We start from the raw sequence: 17,112 nt of genomic DNA, 5'->3' as shown, positions 1-17,112 counted from the left end.
CGGACCATGTTCATATATGTCATTCGACGGCTGCTGACGGCGATACCGACGCTCTTTGTCATCGTAACGATGGCCTTCTTCCTGATCCGCATCGCACCGGGAGGGCCATTCAACCAGGAGCGCGGGCTCAGTCCGGAAATCCGCGCCAATCTGGAGCGGCAGTTTGGCCTCGGCGATCCGCTATGGCTCCAATACTGGAACTACCTCAAGAACCTTTTGCACGGTGATTTCGGGCCAAGCTATGTAATGCCCAATTTCACAGTGGCCGAACGCTTTGCCGCTGGCCTCCCGATTTCGATCCAGCTCGGCTTTTCCGCCCTGCTTCTCGCCATTCTGGTCGGGGGAACGCTTGGCATCATCGCCGCGCTCAACCAGAACAAGGGAGCTGACTATGCGGTCATCGCCACGGCGACCGCCGGCAGCACCATCCCAACGTTCGTTATCGCGCCGCTGATCCAGCTCGTCTTCGGCCTGGCCTGGAAGCTGCTGCCGATCGGCGGCTGGGGTGACGGTGCATTGATCAACAAGATCGGCCCGGTTCTAACGCTCGCTTTGCCACAGATGGCCATCGTGGCGCGCCTGATGCGCGGCTCGATGATCGAATCGCTGCGCTCGCACCATATCCGCACGGCCCGCGCCATGGGCCTGTCCAACTGGTCGGTGGTGGTTAAACATGCGCTGCGCGGCGCCATTTTGCCGATCGTCTCCTATGCCGGACCGGCCGCCGCCGCCCTGATGACCGGCTCGATCATCGTCGAGACCATTTTCGCCATACCCGGCGTAGGCCGCGAGTTCGTCCAGGCGGCGCTCAACCGGGACTACACGGTGGTCATGGGCACGGTGGTGCTGATCGCGGTGTTTACTATCCTGTTCAACCTGATCGTCGACGTGCTCTACGCCTTTGTCGACCCGAGGGTGCGTTATGACTGATGTTACCGCAAGTTCCCCTCCAGCAGCATCCAACGCCGTTGTCGGACGTTCACTGTTTGGCGACGCCTGGTTGCGGCTCAAGGCCAACAGGGCCGCGATGTTCAGCCTGTTCTACCTCGGAGCCATGGCCCTGGTGTGTATCGTCGGGCCGTTCTTCTCGCCGCATGTCTATTCGACGATCTATCCCGATTACGTGCGTATGCCTCCGAGCCTCTCGCCCTATCCGGACGCCGGTTCGATCGAGAAATCTCTCGACGATGTCCTGAAGCGTATGCGGGTGGACAAGAAAGAATGGAAGGAGGAGGGCGGCCGGGTCTTTGTCACGGTTACCTCTCCAAAGGAGATTGATGAGCGCAACACGCGCTACATCGACCGCTCCGACACGTTCGACGACGCCAAGGTTGAGAGCAAGACCGCGGACGGCAAGGAGGCGGTGTTTTCCGCCGCCGTAAAGCAGCAATACTTCCTGTTCGGCACCGACAATGTTGGCCGCGATCTGTTTACTCGTACATTGGTGGCAGGGCGCATATCGCTCGCTATCGGCCTGCTTGCTGGTTTTGTGGCGGTCGTCATTGGTGTCGTCTACGGCGCCACCGCCGGCTTCATGGGCGGCAAGACCGACGAGGTAATGATGCGCATCGTCGATGTGCTCTATTCACTTCCCTTCATCTTCTTCGTCATCATGCTGGTCGTCTTCTTCGGACGAAACTTCGTGTTGATGTTCCTGGCGGTGGGGGCGGTGCTGTGGCTCGACATGGCGCGCATCGTGCGTGGACAGGCCTTGTCGATCCGCCGGCAGGAATATGTCCAGGCGGCGGAAGCGCTCGGTGTCAGGTCGGCTGGCATCGTGCAGCGCCACGTCATCCCCAACCTGCTGGGGCCGGTGGTCATCTACATGACCCTGCTGGTGCCGCAGGTGATCCTGCTCGAAAGCTTCCTGTCGTTTCTAGGCCTCGGCGTGCAGGAGCCGATGACCAGTTGGGGTGTGCTGATTTCCACCGGAGCGGCCAACATCGGTACTGCCAACTGGCTGCTGTTGTTCCCGGCCTTCTTCCTGGTCTCGACGCTGTTTGCGCTGAATTTCATCGGCGACGGCCTGCGTGACGCTCTCGATCCGAAGGACAGGTGAGATGGCTGGAGAAACGATCCTTTCGGTCAAGGACCTGCGCGTGCGCTTCCGCACGCTCGACGGCATGGTGGAAGCGGTGAAGGGCATCAACCTTCACGTCGATGCCGGCGAGACTGTTGCCGTGGTCGGTGAATCCGGCTCCGGCAAGAGCCAGACGATGATGGCGGCGATGAGCCTGCTGGCATCCAACGGCGAGGCTACCGGCGTCGTCGATTACCGTGGCACGAACCTGCTGACACTCGGCAAATCGGAACTCAACAAGGTCCGCGGCCGCAAGATCAGCATGATCTTCCAGGAGCCGATGACCTCGCTCGATCCGCTCTACACCATCGGCAACCAGCTGATGGAGCCGATCCGCAAACATCGCGGGTTGAGTGGTGCGGAGGCGCGCGCCGAAGCGCTCAGGCTGCTCGAACTGGTCAAGATTCCCGATCCCGAGCGGCGCCTGAAGTCCTACCCGCACGAAATGTCGGGCGGCCAGCGCCAGCGTGTGATGATCGCCATGGCGCTGGCCAACGATCCCGACATCCTGATCGCCGACGAGCCGACCACAGCACTCGACGTGACGATCCAGGCGCAGATCCTGATGCTGCTTGCGGAACTTCAGCGCAAGCTCGGCATGGCGATCGTCTTCATCACCCATGACCTCGGCATCGTCCGGCGCTTTGCCGACCGTGTCTATGTCATGCGCTACGGCGAAGTGGTGGAGGAGGGCAAGGCCGACGAACTGTTCGCCAACCCGCAGCACGACTACACCAAGATGCTGCTGGCGGCGGAGCCGACCGGTCGCAAGTCGCCACCTGCCGACAACGCGCCGATCCTGCTGGAAGGGCGCAATGTCGAGGTTGAGTTCAAGATCGGTGGTGGTTTCCTTGCAGGCCCGCCGATGCTGCTGCGCGCGGTCGACCGCATTTCGGTGATGCTCAAGCAACGTCAGACGATCGGCATCGTCGGCGAATCCGGTTCAGGCAAGTCGACGCTTGGCCGTGCCTTGCTCCGGCTCCTGCCCAGCCAGGGCATGATCCGCTTTGGCGACAAGGATCTGTCAAAGGCCGATCGCGCCGAGATGCGTCCGCTGCGCCGGGAGCTTCAGCTGGTGTTCCAGGATCCTTTCGGCTCCTTGTCGCCGCGCATGACGGTCGGCCAGATCATCACTGAAGGCCTGCTCGTGCACGAACCGTCGCTCTCGACCAAGGAACGAGACAAGCGGGCGGTCGAAGCGCTGCTGGAGGTCGGCCTCTCGCCCGAAACGCGCAACCGTTATCCGCACGAGTTCTCCGGCGGCCAGCGCCAGCGTATCGCAATAGCGCGGGCAATGATCCTCAAGCCCAAGGTCGTCGTGCTCGACGAGCCGACCTCGGCGCTCGACCGGTCGGTGCAAAAGCAGATCGTCGAGTTGTTGCGCAAGCTGCAGGCCGACCACGATCTTTCATATCTGTTCATCAGTCACGATCTGGCGGTGGTGCGCGCCATGTCGGACTACATCATCGTGATGAAGCAGGGAAAGATCGTCGAGGAGGGACCAACCGAGGAGATTTTCGGCGCGCCTCGTGAAGCCTATACCAAGACCTTGATGGCAGCGGCGATCGACGAAACCAAGTTCCGCCAATCGGCCTGACGGTCTCGGCTACGGACTGCTGGTAAAATGATGGCGGGCCCGGAGATATCAGTCTCCGGGCCCGTTCGCTTTCAGAGCACGAGAACGGAACGGCCGCAGTTGACGCCGTGAACACGGACATCGGCTTCGCCGACCTTCACGCCCACCAGCGCAAGAACGTTGTAAAGCAGTCCGTCGATGGGCGCCGTCACCCCTGACAGCAGCCCGATGATGGCGGATTTGACCGCGGCGTCGGTCGGCACGAACAGCCCGAGGCCAAGACCCAGCACCTTGAGATCGATGTCGAGCGTCAGTCCGCTCAACAGCGAGGCGGTCAGCGACTGCGTCAGGTTGCGTGTCGAGACCGACTTGATGGTGCGGGCGTCGATGTCGCTCTTGTTGAAGGTGAGGTTCGACGGTGTCATGTTGCCGATCCGCACATTGGCGGCGCCCTTGACATCGACAGTCAGCACGTTGAGGCCAACCGGGTTGAGTTTTACCAGTTGCGCCGGCTGTACAACCGGTCTTTTGGTGAAGACCTTGAGTTCCGCCGGGTTGATGTCTCCAAGCCAGATCTCCGCCACTCCTGGCTGGGCAGCAACGGTGACGATTGCGCTTGCCGGCTTGCCGGTGGGGCAGGAGACGCTTTTGAGCTCGGCCTCGGCATATGCCAGTTCGACATAGAGCGGCACGCGCACCGATCCGCCCAGCACGCTGTCGACCAGTCCACCGGAGCCGCCGACGGTGACGACGAGTTGCAGCCTGGTCTGTGCCGTGCGTACGATCTTGCCCGGTTCGCCCACCGCAAACCAGCTGTATCCTTGCGGTGGTTCGCCTATGGCAACGTTCAGCTTGACGCCAAGCAGGCCCGGCACGCCGGCACCGAGATCGACGGCGACCTGGTTGTTGCCGTTGGCGATCGCGGCTGCAGCGCTTATCAGCTCCATGATGCCGACATCGGCATCCAGCCCAGCGGCGCCACGGCCCGTCGCCAGTTTGCCGATCGCGCCGAGGTCGATGTAGTTCTTGAGCGGCACCTTGAGCGAGCCCGGGATGCGAGAACCCAGGAGTTTGTTCAGGGCAATGTCGGCGTCCCTGTCCTTGTTGACCGTTGCCAGGGCCGACAGGATCTGCCCGACTGTCGCTTCGGCCTCGATAACCTCGTTATACGTGCCCGCCGTCAGGTTCAGCCCGGTCTTCAGGGCGTCGATGAACTGCAGCGCGTTGACGTCGACGCCCAGCAGCGCATTGTAGTCCATGACATTGAGCGACAGGGTCGTGCCCAGCAGGCCGCCGAGGACACTGTTGAGCAGGCCGCCATTGAGGCTGGCAAGCCTGGAGCCTACGGAGAAGGCGGCCTCGGCCGGCGCCGTGGCGACTGCGCTGGTGACAATCTTGCGCTCGCCCATCAGCGCATTGGCGAAGTAGGTCGTGCCGTCCTTCGTGTAGGTCACGCGCACGGCATTCGGTGGGGTGGCGCCGACGACGAAGCGCGTGGCGGCTGAGACATTGGGGTCAGCGGCATAGCGGCCTTTTTCGACACGTACGCGCTGATAGCCGACTGCGAGCGTTTGAGGCGTGGAGCCGTCAACCAGGACGACATTGTTCTGCTTGTTGTTGTTGAAGACCTTCAGTACCGCTGCGTCGGCCTTGGCGATGTTGGCCGCCGCATAGATCGCCGCCAGGTCGGTGACCGACTGAGCCTCGCGACGCTCGACATAAAGCGAGCCTTCGTCGACGGCCAGGGCCGCCGCAGCCAGGCCGATCGGCAACGACAGGGCAAACATCGTTGCCATGTTGCCTTTTTTCGAGCTGCGGAACTCAACCAGTCTGCTGAGAATTGCTTTGAACATTCAGATGCCCCCCACCCGAATTGTCGAACTGCGTTTGATGGTCTGCTCCGGCATCGGCAGCATAGGAAGCAGGTTCCAGATCGGAAGCTGACGAGCGTCGTAGCTCACAGAGACAACGAATTGTTCGCTGTCATTGACGTTGTCTTTGGCGTCGACCGTCAGTTTTGATTTGTCGATGAGGACGTAGCCGTCGCCGTTGAGATCGATGTATCTCTGCGCGAGCGTCTTGCGCTCGGCTTCGTTGAGCCCGCCGATGGCAGTGCGGGCTGCATCGGCTGCCATCTGCTGGACGGAATGCAGGGCGCCGAAGTAGATCCCGTAGGCAATCATCCCGAAAACAAGAAGGATGAAGATCGGTGCGACAATTGCAAACTCTATTGCCGAAGTACCGGATTTCGACTGAAGGAATTTGCTGTCAGGCGGTCGTCCGCGAAGCAGGTTCCTTTGCCATCTGTCCAGCCCAACCCGTTCGGTATGCGGCCTCGAACCGTCTGCTCCGAGCTTGCAGTGCTGTCGGCACGAGCGCCATGCCTCAGACGTCCTGCGTGCCGTTAGCTCCCTGAAATATTGTTTGTACACAAAGTAATTATGCCCAGTCATATGCCACCTGTTTGGCTTTTGCCAAGATCTTCGGCCTCGATGATCAGAGATAAGCAAGATCAAGGACAGAGTGAGCGCAGAAGATTATCGATTTGCTAATATGGCGCTTCGCGGTGACGAATGATCAAGAATGGTTCAATGCCGATACCAAAATCTGCTTAAAACAATCAACAATTCGTATGAGGTGCGGCATGAATTGTCAGACATCACGCGTAGATGACGCGTGTCCATCTTCTTGCAGCAGGTAGTGTGCAACTCTTGATTGCCGTCTTGTGAATAGTACGCGCTGGTCTTGGAAATCTTGCCAGCGTCAGTCGAGAATTCTGGCGCAGTGCTGCCAGGAGTTGCAAGCACGCGAAAAGCCGGTCTCTGGCGCTTCGGTCTAAGGAATTGTGATTTCGGGATTTTTCTGGTCGGAGTGGCAGGATTCGAACCTGCGACCCCATCGTCCCGAACGATGTGCGCTACCAGGCTGCGCTACACTCCGTGACCAGTGGGCGGGCTTATAGCCGCCGGTTCGGGTTCCTGCAAGCGCCAAAGGTTCGACTGGCGCAATTTTTCGCAAGTGAGTAATCTTGTTGTGCTTTTAAGCCTTTTTGCTGCCGTGGCGGGAGGGGACAGTGCCCCGATCTTGCGGTATTCGATCGCGAACAGAATCTATGCGCAGCCATGGCGCCGGAGTGCAGACGTGAATTTCAAGCCAGTCGCCCAAGCATCTCCCAACACGTTCGAATTCGAGACGCTCCCACTGGTCAAGCCGACCGGTTTTCGTGAGTACGACGCGCGCTGGTGGTTTGGCCATCCGAGCTCGGCAAAGGAGCCGGAACTCAACCTTATCGGCGTCCAGGCTTTGGGCATGGGCATCGGCACGTTGATCCGGCGTCTCGGCGCGGGACCTGACATCGTCGTCGGCCACGATTTCCGCTCCTACTCGATGTCGATCAAGCTGGCGCTGGTGGCGGGGCTTCTGGCGGCGGGCGCCCGCGTCAAGGACATCGGCCTTGCGCTTTCGCCGATGGCCTACTTGGCCCAGTTCGCACTCGACACGCCGTCTGTGGCCATGGTCACCGCTTCGCATAACGAGAACGGCTGGACCGGCGTGAAAATGGGAGCGCAGCGGCCACTGACCTTCGGGCCGGACGAAATGTCGGCGCTGAAGGAGGTCGTGCTCAATGGCGATTTCGACCTGATCGGTGGCGGCACATACGAGTTCGTGCCCCATTTCCGCAAGACCTATATCGACGACCTCGTTGCCGGCAAACACGTCACGCGCAAGCTGCGCGTCGTCGCCGCCTGCGGCAACGGCACGGCAGGGGCCTTTGCGCCGGAAGCGCTGGAGCGCATCGGCTGCGAGGTCATCCCGCTCGACATCGAGCTCGACCATTCGTTCCCGCGCTACAACCCCAACCCCGAGGACATGCAGATGCTGCATGCGATCAGGGACAAGGTGCTGGAAACAGGCGCCGATGTCGGACTCGGCTTCGATGGCGATGGTGACCGTTGCGGCGTGGTCGACAATGAGGGCAACGAGATCTTCGCCGACAAGGTCGGTGTCATGCTCGCGCGCGACATTTCAGGCCTGTACCCGAATTCCACCTTTGTCGTCGACGTGAAGTCGACGGGCCTATTCAACACCGACAAGGTGCTGGCCGCCAATGGCGCCAAGACCGACTACTGGAAAACAGGCCACTCCTATCTCAAGCGCCGCGTCGCCGAATTGGGCGCGATCGCCGGCTTCGAAAAGTCGGGCCACTTCTTCTTCAACCCGCCGATCGGCCGCGGCTACGACGATGGCATCGTCACGGCGATCGCCGTTTGCCAGATGCTCGACCGCAGCCCCGGTAAGTCGATGGCCGATCTCTACCGCGACCTGCCGCTGACTTACGGCACGCCGACCATGTCGCCGCATTGCGACGACGAGTTGAAATATGGCGTCGTCGACAAGGTCGTCGCAGATTTCGAGGCGATGAAGCGCAATGGCGAAACCTTCGCCGGGCAGAGGATCGTCGACTTGGTGACCGTCAACGGCGTGCGTGTCGTTGCCGAGGACGGGACCTGGGGGCTCGTTCGTGCCTCCTCCAACAAGCCGGAACTGGTCGTGGTGGTGGAAAGCCCGGTGTCGTCCGAGCGTCGGCGTGAGATGTTCGAGGCGGTTGACGCTGTGTTGAGGCGCAATCCGTCCGTCGGCGCCTACAACCAGACCTTCTGAGGGGAGTGGGCATGGCCGAGAGGATCGTCAGTTTTGTCATGAGCGGAGGCGTCGGCTCCCGGCTCTGGCCGCTGTCCCGCGAGGACAACCCCAAGCAGTTCCACGATCTGTCGGGCGATGGCTCGATGCTGGTCAAGACGCTGAAGCGGCTTGCCGCGCGCGACGACGGCGAAACCCCGATCTATTTGATCGCATCGGAGCGCCATGCCGAACGGGTGCGGGCCGATCTCGCAGCGATCGATCTTGCCGGCGGCGGCGCAATCTTCGAGCCGACGGGCCGCAACACGGCGGCAGCCGTTGCAATCGCGGCGTTGCAGACGATCAAGGCCTATGGCGACGGCATCGTGCTGGTGGTGCCTTCGGACCACGAAATCTCGACCCAGCGCCAGTTCTGGGACACGGTCGAGCGGGGTGTCCCTGCGGCCAATGCCGGGCGCCTTGTCGTCTTCGGCATAAAGCCGGCGACGCCGGAGACCGGCTACGGCTACATCGAGGTTGGTGGCGAAGCTGGCGACGTCGCAGACGTAACCCGCTTTGTCGAAAAGCCGGATCTGGCGACCGCCGAAGCCTATCTCGCTGCCGGCAACTTCTTCTGGAACGCCGGCATCTTCCTGTTCAAGGCGAGCGCCATGCGCGACGCCTTCCTCAAGCACCAGCCCGAGATCTGGCAGAAGGCCGAAGCAGCCTTTCAGGCACAGACCAGCGATCTATCCGGCGTCTACATGCCGCTGGATCTCTATCAGGACATTCCCTCCAACTCGATCGACTATGCCATCATGGAGCGCACCAGCGGCATCGCCATGGTGCCGGCGAGTTTCCGTTGGAACGACCTGGGGTCTTGGCAGTCGCTGCTCGATGTCAGTCCCTCCGACAAGAACGGCAATGTCATTGTCGGCGATGTCGTCGCCATCGATTGCGAGAACTCCTACCTGCGCGGCGAAGGGCGCCTGCTTTCGGCAATCGGCCTCAAGGACGTCGCCATCGTCTCGACGTCCGACGCGACCTTCGTTGCGCCTGTCAGTCACAGCCAGAACGTCAAGAAGATCGTCGAGCAGCTCGAGAAGAGCGGTCGGCTGGAGACGAAGTTCACGCCGGCGCATGGCCGTGTGCTCGCCAATGGCGCCTGGCGAAGGCGGGTGCAGCACTGGCTGATGGAAGAGACGCTGCCGCTGTGGTCGACTTCAGGCGTCGACGAGCAGTTCGGCGGTTTTCACGAGGCGCTCGGCTTCGATGCGCGGCCTTTGGCCAAGCCAAAGCGCATGCGCACCATGGCGCGGCAGGTTTACGCCTTCTCCGTCGCCAAGCAGCGTGGCTGGGACGGCAGGGCCGATCAGCTCATCGATCACGGCATACGCTTCATGGCCGACAAGGGTCGTACCGAACGCGGCGGCTGGGTGCGGACGCTGAACCCTGACGGCAGCGTCCAGGACCCGGTTGAAGACGCCTACGACCACGCCTGCGTTCTGCTGGCGCTGGCCCATGCCCATCGTTCGGGCAACGCCGAGGCGCTGGGGCTGGCCACCGAAACATTCGCCTTCCTCGACAAGCACCTCGAGGACGAGCGCATGACCGGTTTCATGGAAAGCCCTGACGGCGAGGGCGTGCGTCGGTCCAACCCGCATATGCATCTGCTGGAGGCGTTTCTCGCCTGGCACGCGGTGACGGGCGACCGCGCCTATCTCAGGCGGGCAGCGCGCATCATCGATCTGTTCCGCAGCCATTTCTTCGACGTCGACAGCTGGACGCTGGGTGAGTTCTTCGACCGCGACTGGCATCCTGCATCGGGCGAAAAGGGCCAGTGGACCGAGCCCGGCCATCATTTCGAATGGGCATCGCTGCTGGTCGATTTCGCCGACAAGAGCGGCCAGAAGGATCTGGTTGCCTTCGGCCGCAAGCTCTATGCCTCGGCGGTTGCCAACGGCCTCAACCGCGCGACGGGGCTCGCTTATGGAGCAGTGTCACGGCAGGGCCTGCCGCTCGACAACATCTCGCGCAGCTGGCCGCAGACCGAAGCGATCAAGGCGGCCGTCGCGCTCGACGGTACCGGCGGCCCCGACCTCAAGCCGGAGATCGAAGCGCGTGTCGGACGCCTGTTTCGCTGGCATATCGACCCCGCGCCGCAGGGACTGTGGATCGACCAGATCGACGAGCGCGGCCGCTCGCTGGCCAAGGAAGTGCCGGCCAGCATCTTCTACCATCTGGTGACCGCACTGACGCAATATCTCGACAAGACCGAGGATGTCGCGCACTGACTCCGAACCAACAAAAAAGCCGGCCAATTGGCCGGCTTTTGCTTCTCAGGAGATGCCCGTTCAGTACGGGCTCGCGACGTCGCCTGTCTCGACATAGACAGTCTTCAGCTGCGAATAGTGCGACAGGGCGGCGAGCGAGTTCTCGCGGCCGATGCCCGATTGCTTGGCGCCGCCGAAGGGGATTTCGACCGGCGTCAGATTGTAGGCGTTGATCCAGCAGGTGCCGGCCTTGAGCTCGCCGATGACGCGATGGCCGCGCATGATATCCTTGGTGAACACGCCGGCGGCGAGGCCGAACTCGGTGTCGTTGGCCCGGGTGATCACCTCTTCTTCGCTGTCGAAGGACAGCACGCTCATGACAGGGCCGAAGATCTCCTCGCGGGCGATGCGCATGGTGTCGGTGACGCCAGTGAACACGGTCGGCTCGACGAAGTTGCCACCCTCGAAACCTTGCAGCGACGGCACCCCGCCACCGCAGCGGAGCTCGGCGCCCTCGCGCTGGCCGACGGCGATGTAATCAAGAACCTTGTCGTGCTGGGCCTTGCTGACCAGTGGGCCCATCTGTGTTTCAGGGTCGAGCGGGTCGCCGATGCGGATCGACTTGGTACGTTCGACCAGACGCTCGACGAAGCGGTCGTGCAGGCCCTTCTGGACAAACACGCGGGTGCCGTTGGAGCAGACCTGACCGGTCGAGTAGAAATTGCCGAGCATGGCACCGCCAACGGCGTTTTCGAGATCGGCGTCGTCGAAGACGATGATCGGCGACTTGCCGCCGAGTTCCATCGTCGCGTGCTTCATGTGCGAGCCGGCGAGCGACAGCACCTTCTTGCCCGTCGGCACCGAACCGGTGAGCGAGATCTTGTCGACGATGGGATGGGCGGCAAGTGCTGCGCCAACATCGCCATAACCCTGGACGACGTTGAACAAGCCATCGGGGAGGCCGGCCTCGGTGTAGATCTCGGCCAGCGCCAGCGCCGACAGCGGGGTGTTCTCGGACGGCTTGAACACCATGGCGTTGCCCATGGCGAGCGCCGGGGCCGACTTCCAGCCGGCGATCTGGATCGGATAGTTCCAGGCGCCGATGCCGACGCAGACGCCGAGCGCCTCGCGCTTGGTGTAGGCGAAGGGGCCGCCGAGATCGACATAGTCGCCGTTGAAGGCAGCGACCGCACCGGCGAAGTACTCAAGACAATCGGCGGCTGAGGCTGCGTCGGCCACCAGCGTCTCCTGTATCGCCTTGCCGGTGTCGAGCGTCTCGATGCGCGACAGTTCCTCGTTGCGGGCACGCAGTATGTCGGCGGCACGGCGCAGGATCCGGCCACGCTCGACCGGCTTCAGCCGCGCCCAGGCCGGCTGCGCCTCGCGCGCCGCTTCGACCGCCAGCTCGACGATGTTGGGCGTCGCCGACCGCAACTCGGCGATGGTCTCGCCGGTTGCCGGATAGATGACCGGGATCGCTGCCCCGCGCTCGTCGTCGATGTAGCGGCCGTTGACATAGTGCGAAGCTTTGGGCTGGGCGCGCATGCGTTTGCTCCAGTTGTAGTTTCGATGGTCCGGACGAGTTGGCCGGATGATGCTCTAGCGCATCGGCCTGAAAATCGGAATCGATTTTCGGAAAACACGATGCGCAGGTTCATTGAGTTAGAGCGTCCCTCGTGCGTCCATTCCGACGCACGACGCTCTATCTGTCGGAGACCTGCCAGCGCGGATTGATCCACGGCTCCTGGTTCGACGGCGCGAGCGGTGTCCGCCCCAATATGTGGTCGGACGCCTTTTCACCGGTCATGATCGACGGGCCGTTGAGGTTGCCGTTGGTGACGCGCGGGAAGATCGAGGAGTCGGCGACGCGCAGGCCGTCGACGCCGATCACCCGGCACTCCGGATCGACAACGCTGGTCGGATCGTCGGCACGGCCCATGCGGCAGGTGCCGCAGGGATGGTAGGCGCTTTCGGAATGCTCGCGGATGAAGGCGTCGAGCTGTTCGTCGGATTGCACATGGCTGCCGGGCGAAATCTCGCTGCCGCGGAACGGATCGAAGGCGGACTGGCTGAAGATCTCGCGGGTCAAGCGGATGCAGTGGCGGAAGTCTTCCCAATCGTCGGGATGCGACATGTAGTTGAAACGGATCTCCGGCTTGTCCCACGGGTCGCCGGAGCGAAGGGTGATCGCGCCGCGCGACTTCGACCGCATCGGACCGACATGGGCCTGGAAGCCGTGCGACTTCGCCGCCGCCTTGCCGTCGTAGCGAACGGCTGCCGGCAGGAAGTGGAACTGGATGTCGGGATAGTCGACGCCTGATTTCGAGCGCACGAAGGCTGCGGCCTCGAAATGGTTGGTCGCGCCGAGGCCGGTCTTGAACAGCAGCCACTCCGCGCCGATCAGCGCCTTGGAGAACGGGTTGAAGACCGAGTGCAGGGTGATCGGCTGGGTCGATTCCTGCTGGATGTAGAGCTCCATGTGGTCCTGGAGATTCTGGCCGACGCCGCGCCTGTCGGCGACGACTGATATGCCGTGCTTCTTCAGGTGCTCGGCCGGGCCGATGCCCGACAGCATCAACAGCTTCGGCGAATTGATCGACGAGGCTGAGACGATCACCTCACGTCGTGCCTTAACGACCTGGATCTTCCCGCGAGCTTCGATCTCGACACCGGTCGCACGTTGATTCTCGATCACTACGCGGCGCGCGAAGCCATTGACGATGCGAACATTTCCGCGTTTCAGCGCCGGCCTGAGATAGGCGTTGGCGACCGACCAGCGGCGCCCGCCATGGATCGTCTGCTCCATGGCGCCAAAGCCTTCCTGCTTAGACCCGTTATAGTCTTCGGTCAGCTCGAAACCGGCCTGCCTGCCGGCGTCGACGAATGCCTGGTAGAGCGGGTTCTTGCGCGGGCCGCGCTGCACGTTGAGCGGACCCGATGTGCCGCGCCAGCCTTCCTCGCCGCCGTTCGAATGCTCCATGCGCTTGAAGTAGGGCAGCACGTCGGCATAACCCCAGCCGGTGGCGCCCTGCTCGGCCCAATGGTCGAAATCATGCGCATGGCCGCGGACATAGACCATGCCGTTGATCGAGGACGAGCCGCCGAGTACTTTGCCGCGCGGGGTGGCGAGAACACGGCCGCCGAGATGCGGTTCGGGCTCGCTGGAAAAGCCCCAGTCGTAGCGGCTCATGTTGAGCGGGATCGACAGCGCCGACGGCATCTGGATCAGCGGCCCGAAATCGGTGCCGCCATATTCGATGACGATGACGGAGTGCTTGCCGTCCCCCGACAGGCGGTAGGCCATGGCCGAGCCGGCGGAGCCGGAGCCGACGATTACGAAATCTGCTTCAAGCATTGTTCACATGAACCAAAAAGTCGGCGAGCGAGACGTTGCCGCCGGTTGCGACGACGAGCACGGTCTTGCCGGCCACGTCGACCTTTCCTCCCAGAAGTGCCGCCAGCGACGAGGCGCCCGATGGCTCGAGCACGAGCTTCAGCCGCTCGAAGGCCGTGGTCATCGCGCGGCGGACGGATGCGTCGTCGACGGTCAGCGCGCGAACATTGGTGGTCGTGATGGCGGCAAAGGGCGCTTCGCCCGGCCGGCGCGCCATCAGCCCGTCGCAGATCGATTTCTCCGCCAGCGGCACGGCAGATAGCGTGCCATTGGCAAGCGACGCGCCCAGGCCGTTGAAGCCTTCGGGCTCCACGGCAAACACTTCGGTCGACGGCGAAAGGTGATGGAAGGCCAAAGCCACGCCGCCGATCAGCCCGCCGCCGCCGACGGGGCAGAGCACGATGTCGGCCGTAACACCCTTTGACGCCAGTTGGTCGAGCGCTTCGAGGCCGGCGCCGGCCTGGCCGGCGACGATCTCGGGATCGTCGAACGGGTGGAGCAGGACCAGCCCTTCGGTCTCGGAGATCTCGCGCGCCTTGGCGGCAGCGACCTCTTCGCGGGCGCGGTCGCCATGGTCGGTGAGGACGACGCGCGCGCCATAGCCCTTGGTCGCCTCGCGCTTGGCGGCGGGCGCGTCGATGGGCATGACGATGGTGACGGGAATGCCGAGCGACTGGCCGGCCGCGGCGAGACCCTGGGCGAAGTTGCCTGATGAGAAGGCGACCACGCCGCGTTTGGCTTCATGCGATGAAAGCTGTTTCAGCCGCCAATAGGCGCCGCGTGCCTTGAACGAGCCGGACCATTGCAGCGACTCTGCCTTGACGAACACACGCGCTGCACCGGTCTCACGGGCGAGCACGGCGGATTCGAGCAGCGGCGTGAGTTGCGTCGCCTGCGACGTCTCGGCATAGGCCTCGCGCAGCCGGTCGAGGCCTGGAACAAGAGTGGTCATCATTCGCCTCTCGGGAAACGCTTGCGCTCTTCGAGCACGTTGAGATCCATGTGGTTGCGCATGTAGCGCTCGGACGCTTTTTGCAGCGGCTGGAAATCCCACGGGTAGTAGGCGCCGTTGCGCAGGGCGGGATAGATGACCCAGCGGCGGGCCTGGCTTTCGCGCACGGCAGCGTCGAAGCCGGCCATGTCCCAGCGGGCGCGGACCCTGGCCATGAAGCTGACGACCAGGTCGGCGTGAGCAGGGTCCGTGGCGAGGTTGCGGAGCTCGCGGGGATCCGATTCCAGATCAAACAGTTGTGGCGGATCGATCTCGCAGTGGACGAACTTGAAGCGGCCGTCGCGGATGGCGACAAGCGGCGCATAGGAGCCTTCGGCGGCGTATTCCATGAGCACCGGGGCAGAGCGTTGTTCACCACGCGCCAGCGGCAGCAGCGACTGGCCGTCGGTCCAGGGCGCGATATCAGAGAGGTCGATACCGGCGAGGTCGCACAGCGTCGGCAGCACATCGAGATTGGAGGTCGGCGCCTCGATCAGGCCCGCCGACAGGGCCTTGCCCGCGACCATCAGGGGGACGCGCGCCGAGCCCTCGTAGAAGCACATCTTGAACCACAGGCCACGCTCGCCGAGCATATCGCCATGGTCGGAACAGAACAGGATGACCGTGTCGTCGAGCATGCGCGTGCGTTCGAGCACCGACAGCAGCTCGCCGAGCTTGTCGTCGATGTAGGAGATGTTGGCGAAGTAGCCGCGACGCGATCGGCGCACCTGCTCGGGCGTGATGTCGAAACTGGCATAGTCGCTGGCGAGATACAGGCGCTGCGAATGCGGGTCCTGCCGTTCGGCCGAAATGAAGCCGACTTCGGGGTCGAGTGCAGGGCAGTCGTCGTAGAGGTCCCAATACTGGCGGCGCGCCACATAGGGGTCGTGCGGGTGGGTGAATGAGACGGTCAGGCACCAGGACCGGCGGTCGGCCTGATCGGAGACACGGGCGAAGTCGTAGAGCTTCTGGCCTGCCAGGAAGGCGACCTCGTCGTCATACTCCATCTGGTTGCTGATCTCGGCCGTCCCTGCGCCGGTGACAGAGCCGAGGTTGTGGTACCACCAGTCGATGCGTTCGCCGGGCTTGCGGTAGTCGGGCGTCCAGCCGAAATCGGCCGGATAGATGTCGGTCGTAAGCCGCTCCTCGAAACCATGCATCTGGTCCGGCCCGACGAAGTGCATCTTGCCCGACAATACGGTGTGGTAGCCGGCGGCGCGCAGGTGATGCGCGAAGGTCGGAACCGACGAGGTGAACTCGGCGGCGTTGTCATAGACGCCGGTACGCGATGGCAACTGCCCGGACATGAAGGCGGCCCGCCCCGGCGCGCAGAGCGGCGACGCCGTGTAGTTGTTCTTGAACCGGGCCGAGCGTGCGGCCAGCGCCTTGAGATGCGGGGCGTGCAGGAAGTCGGCCGGGCCGTCGGGGAAAAACGTGCCGGCCAATTGGTCGACCATGACGATGAGGATGTTGGGCTTCCCGGTCATCGTGCAGGTCCCGTCTGCGAGAGTTTGGACTCGAGATAATCCTCGACCAGCGCGATGGCCGAGGCAGCATTGGGGATGCCGTCGCGCAACGCCCGGCGAATGTAGAGCCCGTCGATCAGCGCGGCTGTCGCTTCGGCGACGCGCCCGGCCTCAGGATGCGGCAGCAACTGCGTCAGGCCGCTCATCAGGTTCGAATGCAGGCGATGGGCGTAGACGCGCAGCAGGCGACGCAGCGCCGGTGACTTCTGCGCCTCGACATAAAAGGCGAGCCAGGCAGCGATCGTTTCCGATCGGAACTGCTTGTCGGAGAAGTTGACCGAGATGACGGCCGAGACCCGGGCGCGGGCTGTCTCTGACTGACGCAGTGCCGTGGTCGTGTCGATCAGCAGCTCGGACAGAAGGTGCCGCATGGTGGCGGCGAGCAGTTCGTCCTTGGCACCGAAATAATGATGGGCCAGCGCGGATGAGACGCCGGCGCGGCCGGCGATCTCCGACATCGTCACGTCGAGCGTGCCGTGCTCGCCGATCGCAGAGATCGTCGCGTCGATCAGCGCCTTGCGGCGCAGCGGCTCCATTCCGACCTTGGGCATTCAACCAACCTCCGAGGCTCAGATTATTTTTAATTGACTCATCAATCAATAAAAACTCCGCCGCCTGATACCCCATTTCCGACGTCGAAACGACATTGAAA

The 17,112-nt window shown here is 62.9% G+C and carries 12 protein-coding genes and 1 tRNA gene; 5 read left to right on the top strand and 8 right to left on the bottom strand.

The features are described 5' to 3' along the window. Positions 1-6: 6 nt before the first annotated feature. Genes DY201_RS21795 through DY201_RS21785 form a run of 3 tightly spaced genes read left to right on the top strand, consistent with a single transcriptional unit; the run spans position 7 to position 3,677 of the window. Entirely contained in the window at positions 7-930 is a 924-nt protein-coding gene (locus DY201_RS21795) for an ABC transporter permease (RefSeq protein WP_115733029.1), read from the top strand. Continuing rightward, positions 923-2,059 (top strand): ABC transporter permease, encoded by a 1,137-nt coding sequence (locus DY201_RS21790; protein ID WP_115733028.1) that lies wholly within the window; start codon positions 923-925, stop codon positions 2,057-2,059. Before DY201_RS21795 ends, DY201_RS21790 begins: the two co-directional genes overlap by 8 nt. Position 2,060: 1 nt before the next feature. Next, positions 2,061-3,677 carry an ABC transporter ATP-binding protein gene (locus DY201_RS21785; protein ID WP_115733027.1) on the top strand — a complete coding sequence of 539 codons (1,617 nt, stop codon included), beginning with the start codon at positions 2,061-2,063 and terminating at the stop codon, positions 3,675-3,677. 71 nt (positions 3,678-3,748) lie between these two features. Here the strand turns inward: DY201_RS21785 and DY201_RS21780 are convergent, their stop codons facing one another. From DY201_RS21780 to DY201_RS21770, 3 genes are all read right to left on the bottom strand, one after another. Continuing rightward, entirely contained in the window at positions 3,749-5,509 is a 1,761-nt protein-coding gene (locus DY201_RS21780; RefSeq protein WP_115733026.1) for a pilus assembly protein TadG-related protein, read from the bottom strand. Next, positions 5,510-6,109: a TadE/TadG family type IV pilus assembly protein gene (locus tag DY201_RS21775; RefSeq protein ID WP_115733025.1), complete on the bottom strand. Its 600-nt coding sequence runs from the start codon at positions 6,107-6,109 to the stop codon at positions 5,510-5,512. It lies immediately after the preceding gene. 410 nt (positions 6,110-6,519) lie between these two features. Continuing rightward, positions 6,520-6,596, bottom strand: a tRNA-Pro gene (locus DY201_RS21770). A 201-nt stretch (positions 6,597-6,797) separates the two neighbouring features. Between DY201_RS21770 and DY201_RS21765 the strand changes: the two genes are divergently transcribed. Further along, positions 6,798-8,318, top strand: a complete 1,521-nt coding sequence (locus tag DY201_RS21765; protein ID WP_115733024.1) for a phosphomannomutase/phosphoglucomutase — start codon at positions 6,798-6,800, stop codon at positions 8,316-8,318. 11 nt (positions 8,319-8,329) lie between these two features. Beyond that, entirely contained in the window at positions 8,330-10,570 is a 2,241-nt protein-coding gene (locus DY201_RS21760; protein WP_115733023.1) for a mannose-1-phosphate guanylyltransferase/mannose-6-phosphate isomerase, read from the top strand. A gap of 60 nt (positions 10,571-10,630) precedes the next feature. Here the strand turns inward: DY201_RS21760 and betB are convergent, their stop codons facing one another. The 5 genes from betB to betI all read right to left on the bottom strand — a co-directional run bounded on the left by betB (position 10,631) and on the right by betI (position 17,011). Beyond that, positions 10,631-12,094, bottom strand: a complete 1,464-nt coding sequence (betB, locus tag DY201_RS21755) for a betaine-aldehyde dehydrogenase (RefSeq protein WP_115733022.1) — start codon at positions 12,092-12,094, stop codon at positions 10,631-10,633. A 157-nt stretch (positions 12,095-12,251) separates the two neighbouring features. Beyond that, the gene (gene betA / locus DY201_RS21750) at positions 12,252-13,904 is read right to left on the bottom strand and encodes a choline dehydrogenase (RefSeq protein ID WP_115733021.1); all 1,653 of its coding nucleotides are present in this window, start codon (positions 13,902-13,904) and stop codon (positions 12,252-12,254) included. Then, positions 13,897-14,898, bottom strand: a complete 1,002-nt coding sequence (locus tag DY201_RS21745; RefSeq protein WP_115733020.1) for a threonine/serine dehydratase family protein — start codon at positions 14,896-14,898, stop codon at positions 13,897-13,899. The genes betA and DY201_RS21745 overlap by 8 nt, the downstream gene beginning before the upstream one ends. Next, the gene (gene betC, locus DY201_RS21740) at positions 14,895-16,421 is read right to left on the bottom strand and encodes a choline-sulfatase (protein ID WP_115733019.1); all 1,527 of its coding nucleotides are present in this window, start codon (positions 16,419-16,421) and stop codon (positions 14,895-14,897) included. The genes DY201_RS21745 and betC overlap by 4 nt, the downstream gene beginning before the upstream one ends. Further along, positions 16,418-17,011: a transcriptional regulator BetI gene (gene betI / locus DY201_RS21735; protein ID WP_115733018.1), complete on the bottom strand. Its 594-nt coding sequence runs from the start codon at positions 17,009-17,011 to the stop codon at positions 16,418-16,420. The genes betC and betI overlap by 4 nt, the downstream gene beginning before the upstream one ends. Positions 17,012-17,112: the final 101 nt, after the last annotated feature.

It is taken from the genome of Aminobacter aminovorans (assembly GCF_900445235.1).
Classification (GTDB): domain Bacteria; phylum Pseudomonadota; class Alphaproteobacteria; order Rhizobiales; family Rhizobiaceae; genus Aminobacter; species Aminobacter aminovorans.
The sequence above is the reverse complement of the archived record's forward strand: the minus strand, read 5'-3'. Positions and strand labels throughout refer to the sequence as shown.

Excerpts from the sequence above, each read along its gene's own strand:
- DY201_RS21795 (WP_115733029.1), top strand. The coding sequence starts at position 7 with ATGTTCATATATGTCATTCGACGGCTGCTGACGGCGATACCGACGCTC.
- DY201_RS21790 (WP_115733028.1), top strand. The coding sequence starts at position 923 with ATGACTGATGTTACCGCAAGTTCCCCTCCAGCAGCATCCAACGCCGTT.
- DY201_RS21785 (WP_115733027.1), top strand. The coding sequence starts at position 2,061 with ATGGCTGGAGAAACGATCCTTTCGGTCAAGGACCTGCGCGTGCGCTTC.
- DY201_RS21780 (WP_115733026.1), bottom strand. The coding sequence starts at position 5,509 with ATGTTCAAAGCAATTCTCAGCAGACTGGTTGAGTTCCGCAGCTCGAAA.
- DY201_RS21775 (WP_115733025.1), bottom strand. The coding sequence starts at position 6,109 with ATGACTGGGCATAATTACTTTGTGTACAAACAATATTTCAGGGAGCTA.
- DY201_RS21760 (WP_115733023.1), top strand. The coding sequence starts at position 8,330 with ATGGCCGAGAGGATCGTCAGTTTTGTCATGAGCGGAGGCGTCGGCTCC.
- betB (WP_115733022.1), bottom strand. The coding sequence starts at position 12,094 with ATGCGCGCCCAGCCCAAAGCTTCGCACTATGTCAACGGCCGCTACATC.
- betA (WP_115733021.1), bottom strand. The coding sequence starts at position 13,904 with ATGCTTGAAGCAGATTTCGTAATCGTCGGCTCCGGCTCCGCCGGCTCG.
- DY201_RS21745 (WP_115733020.1), bottom strand. The coding sequence starts at position 14,898 with ATGATGACCACTCTTGTTCCAGGCCTCGACCGGCTGCGCGAGGCCTAT.
- betC (WP_115733019.1), bottom strand. The coding sequence starts at position 16,421 with ATGACCGGGAAGCCCAACATCCTCATCGTCATGGTCGACCAATTGGCC.
- betI (WP_115733018.1), bottom strand. The coding sequence starts at position 17,011 with ATGCCCAAGGTCGGAATGGAGCCGCTGCGCCGCAAGGCGCTGATCGAC.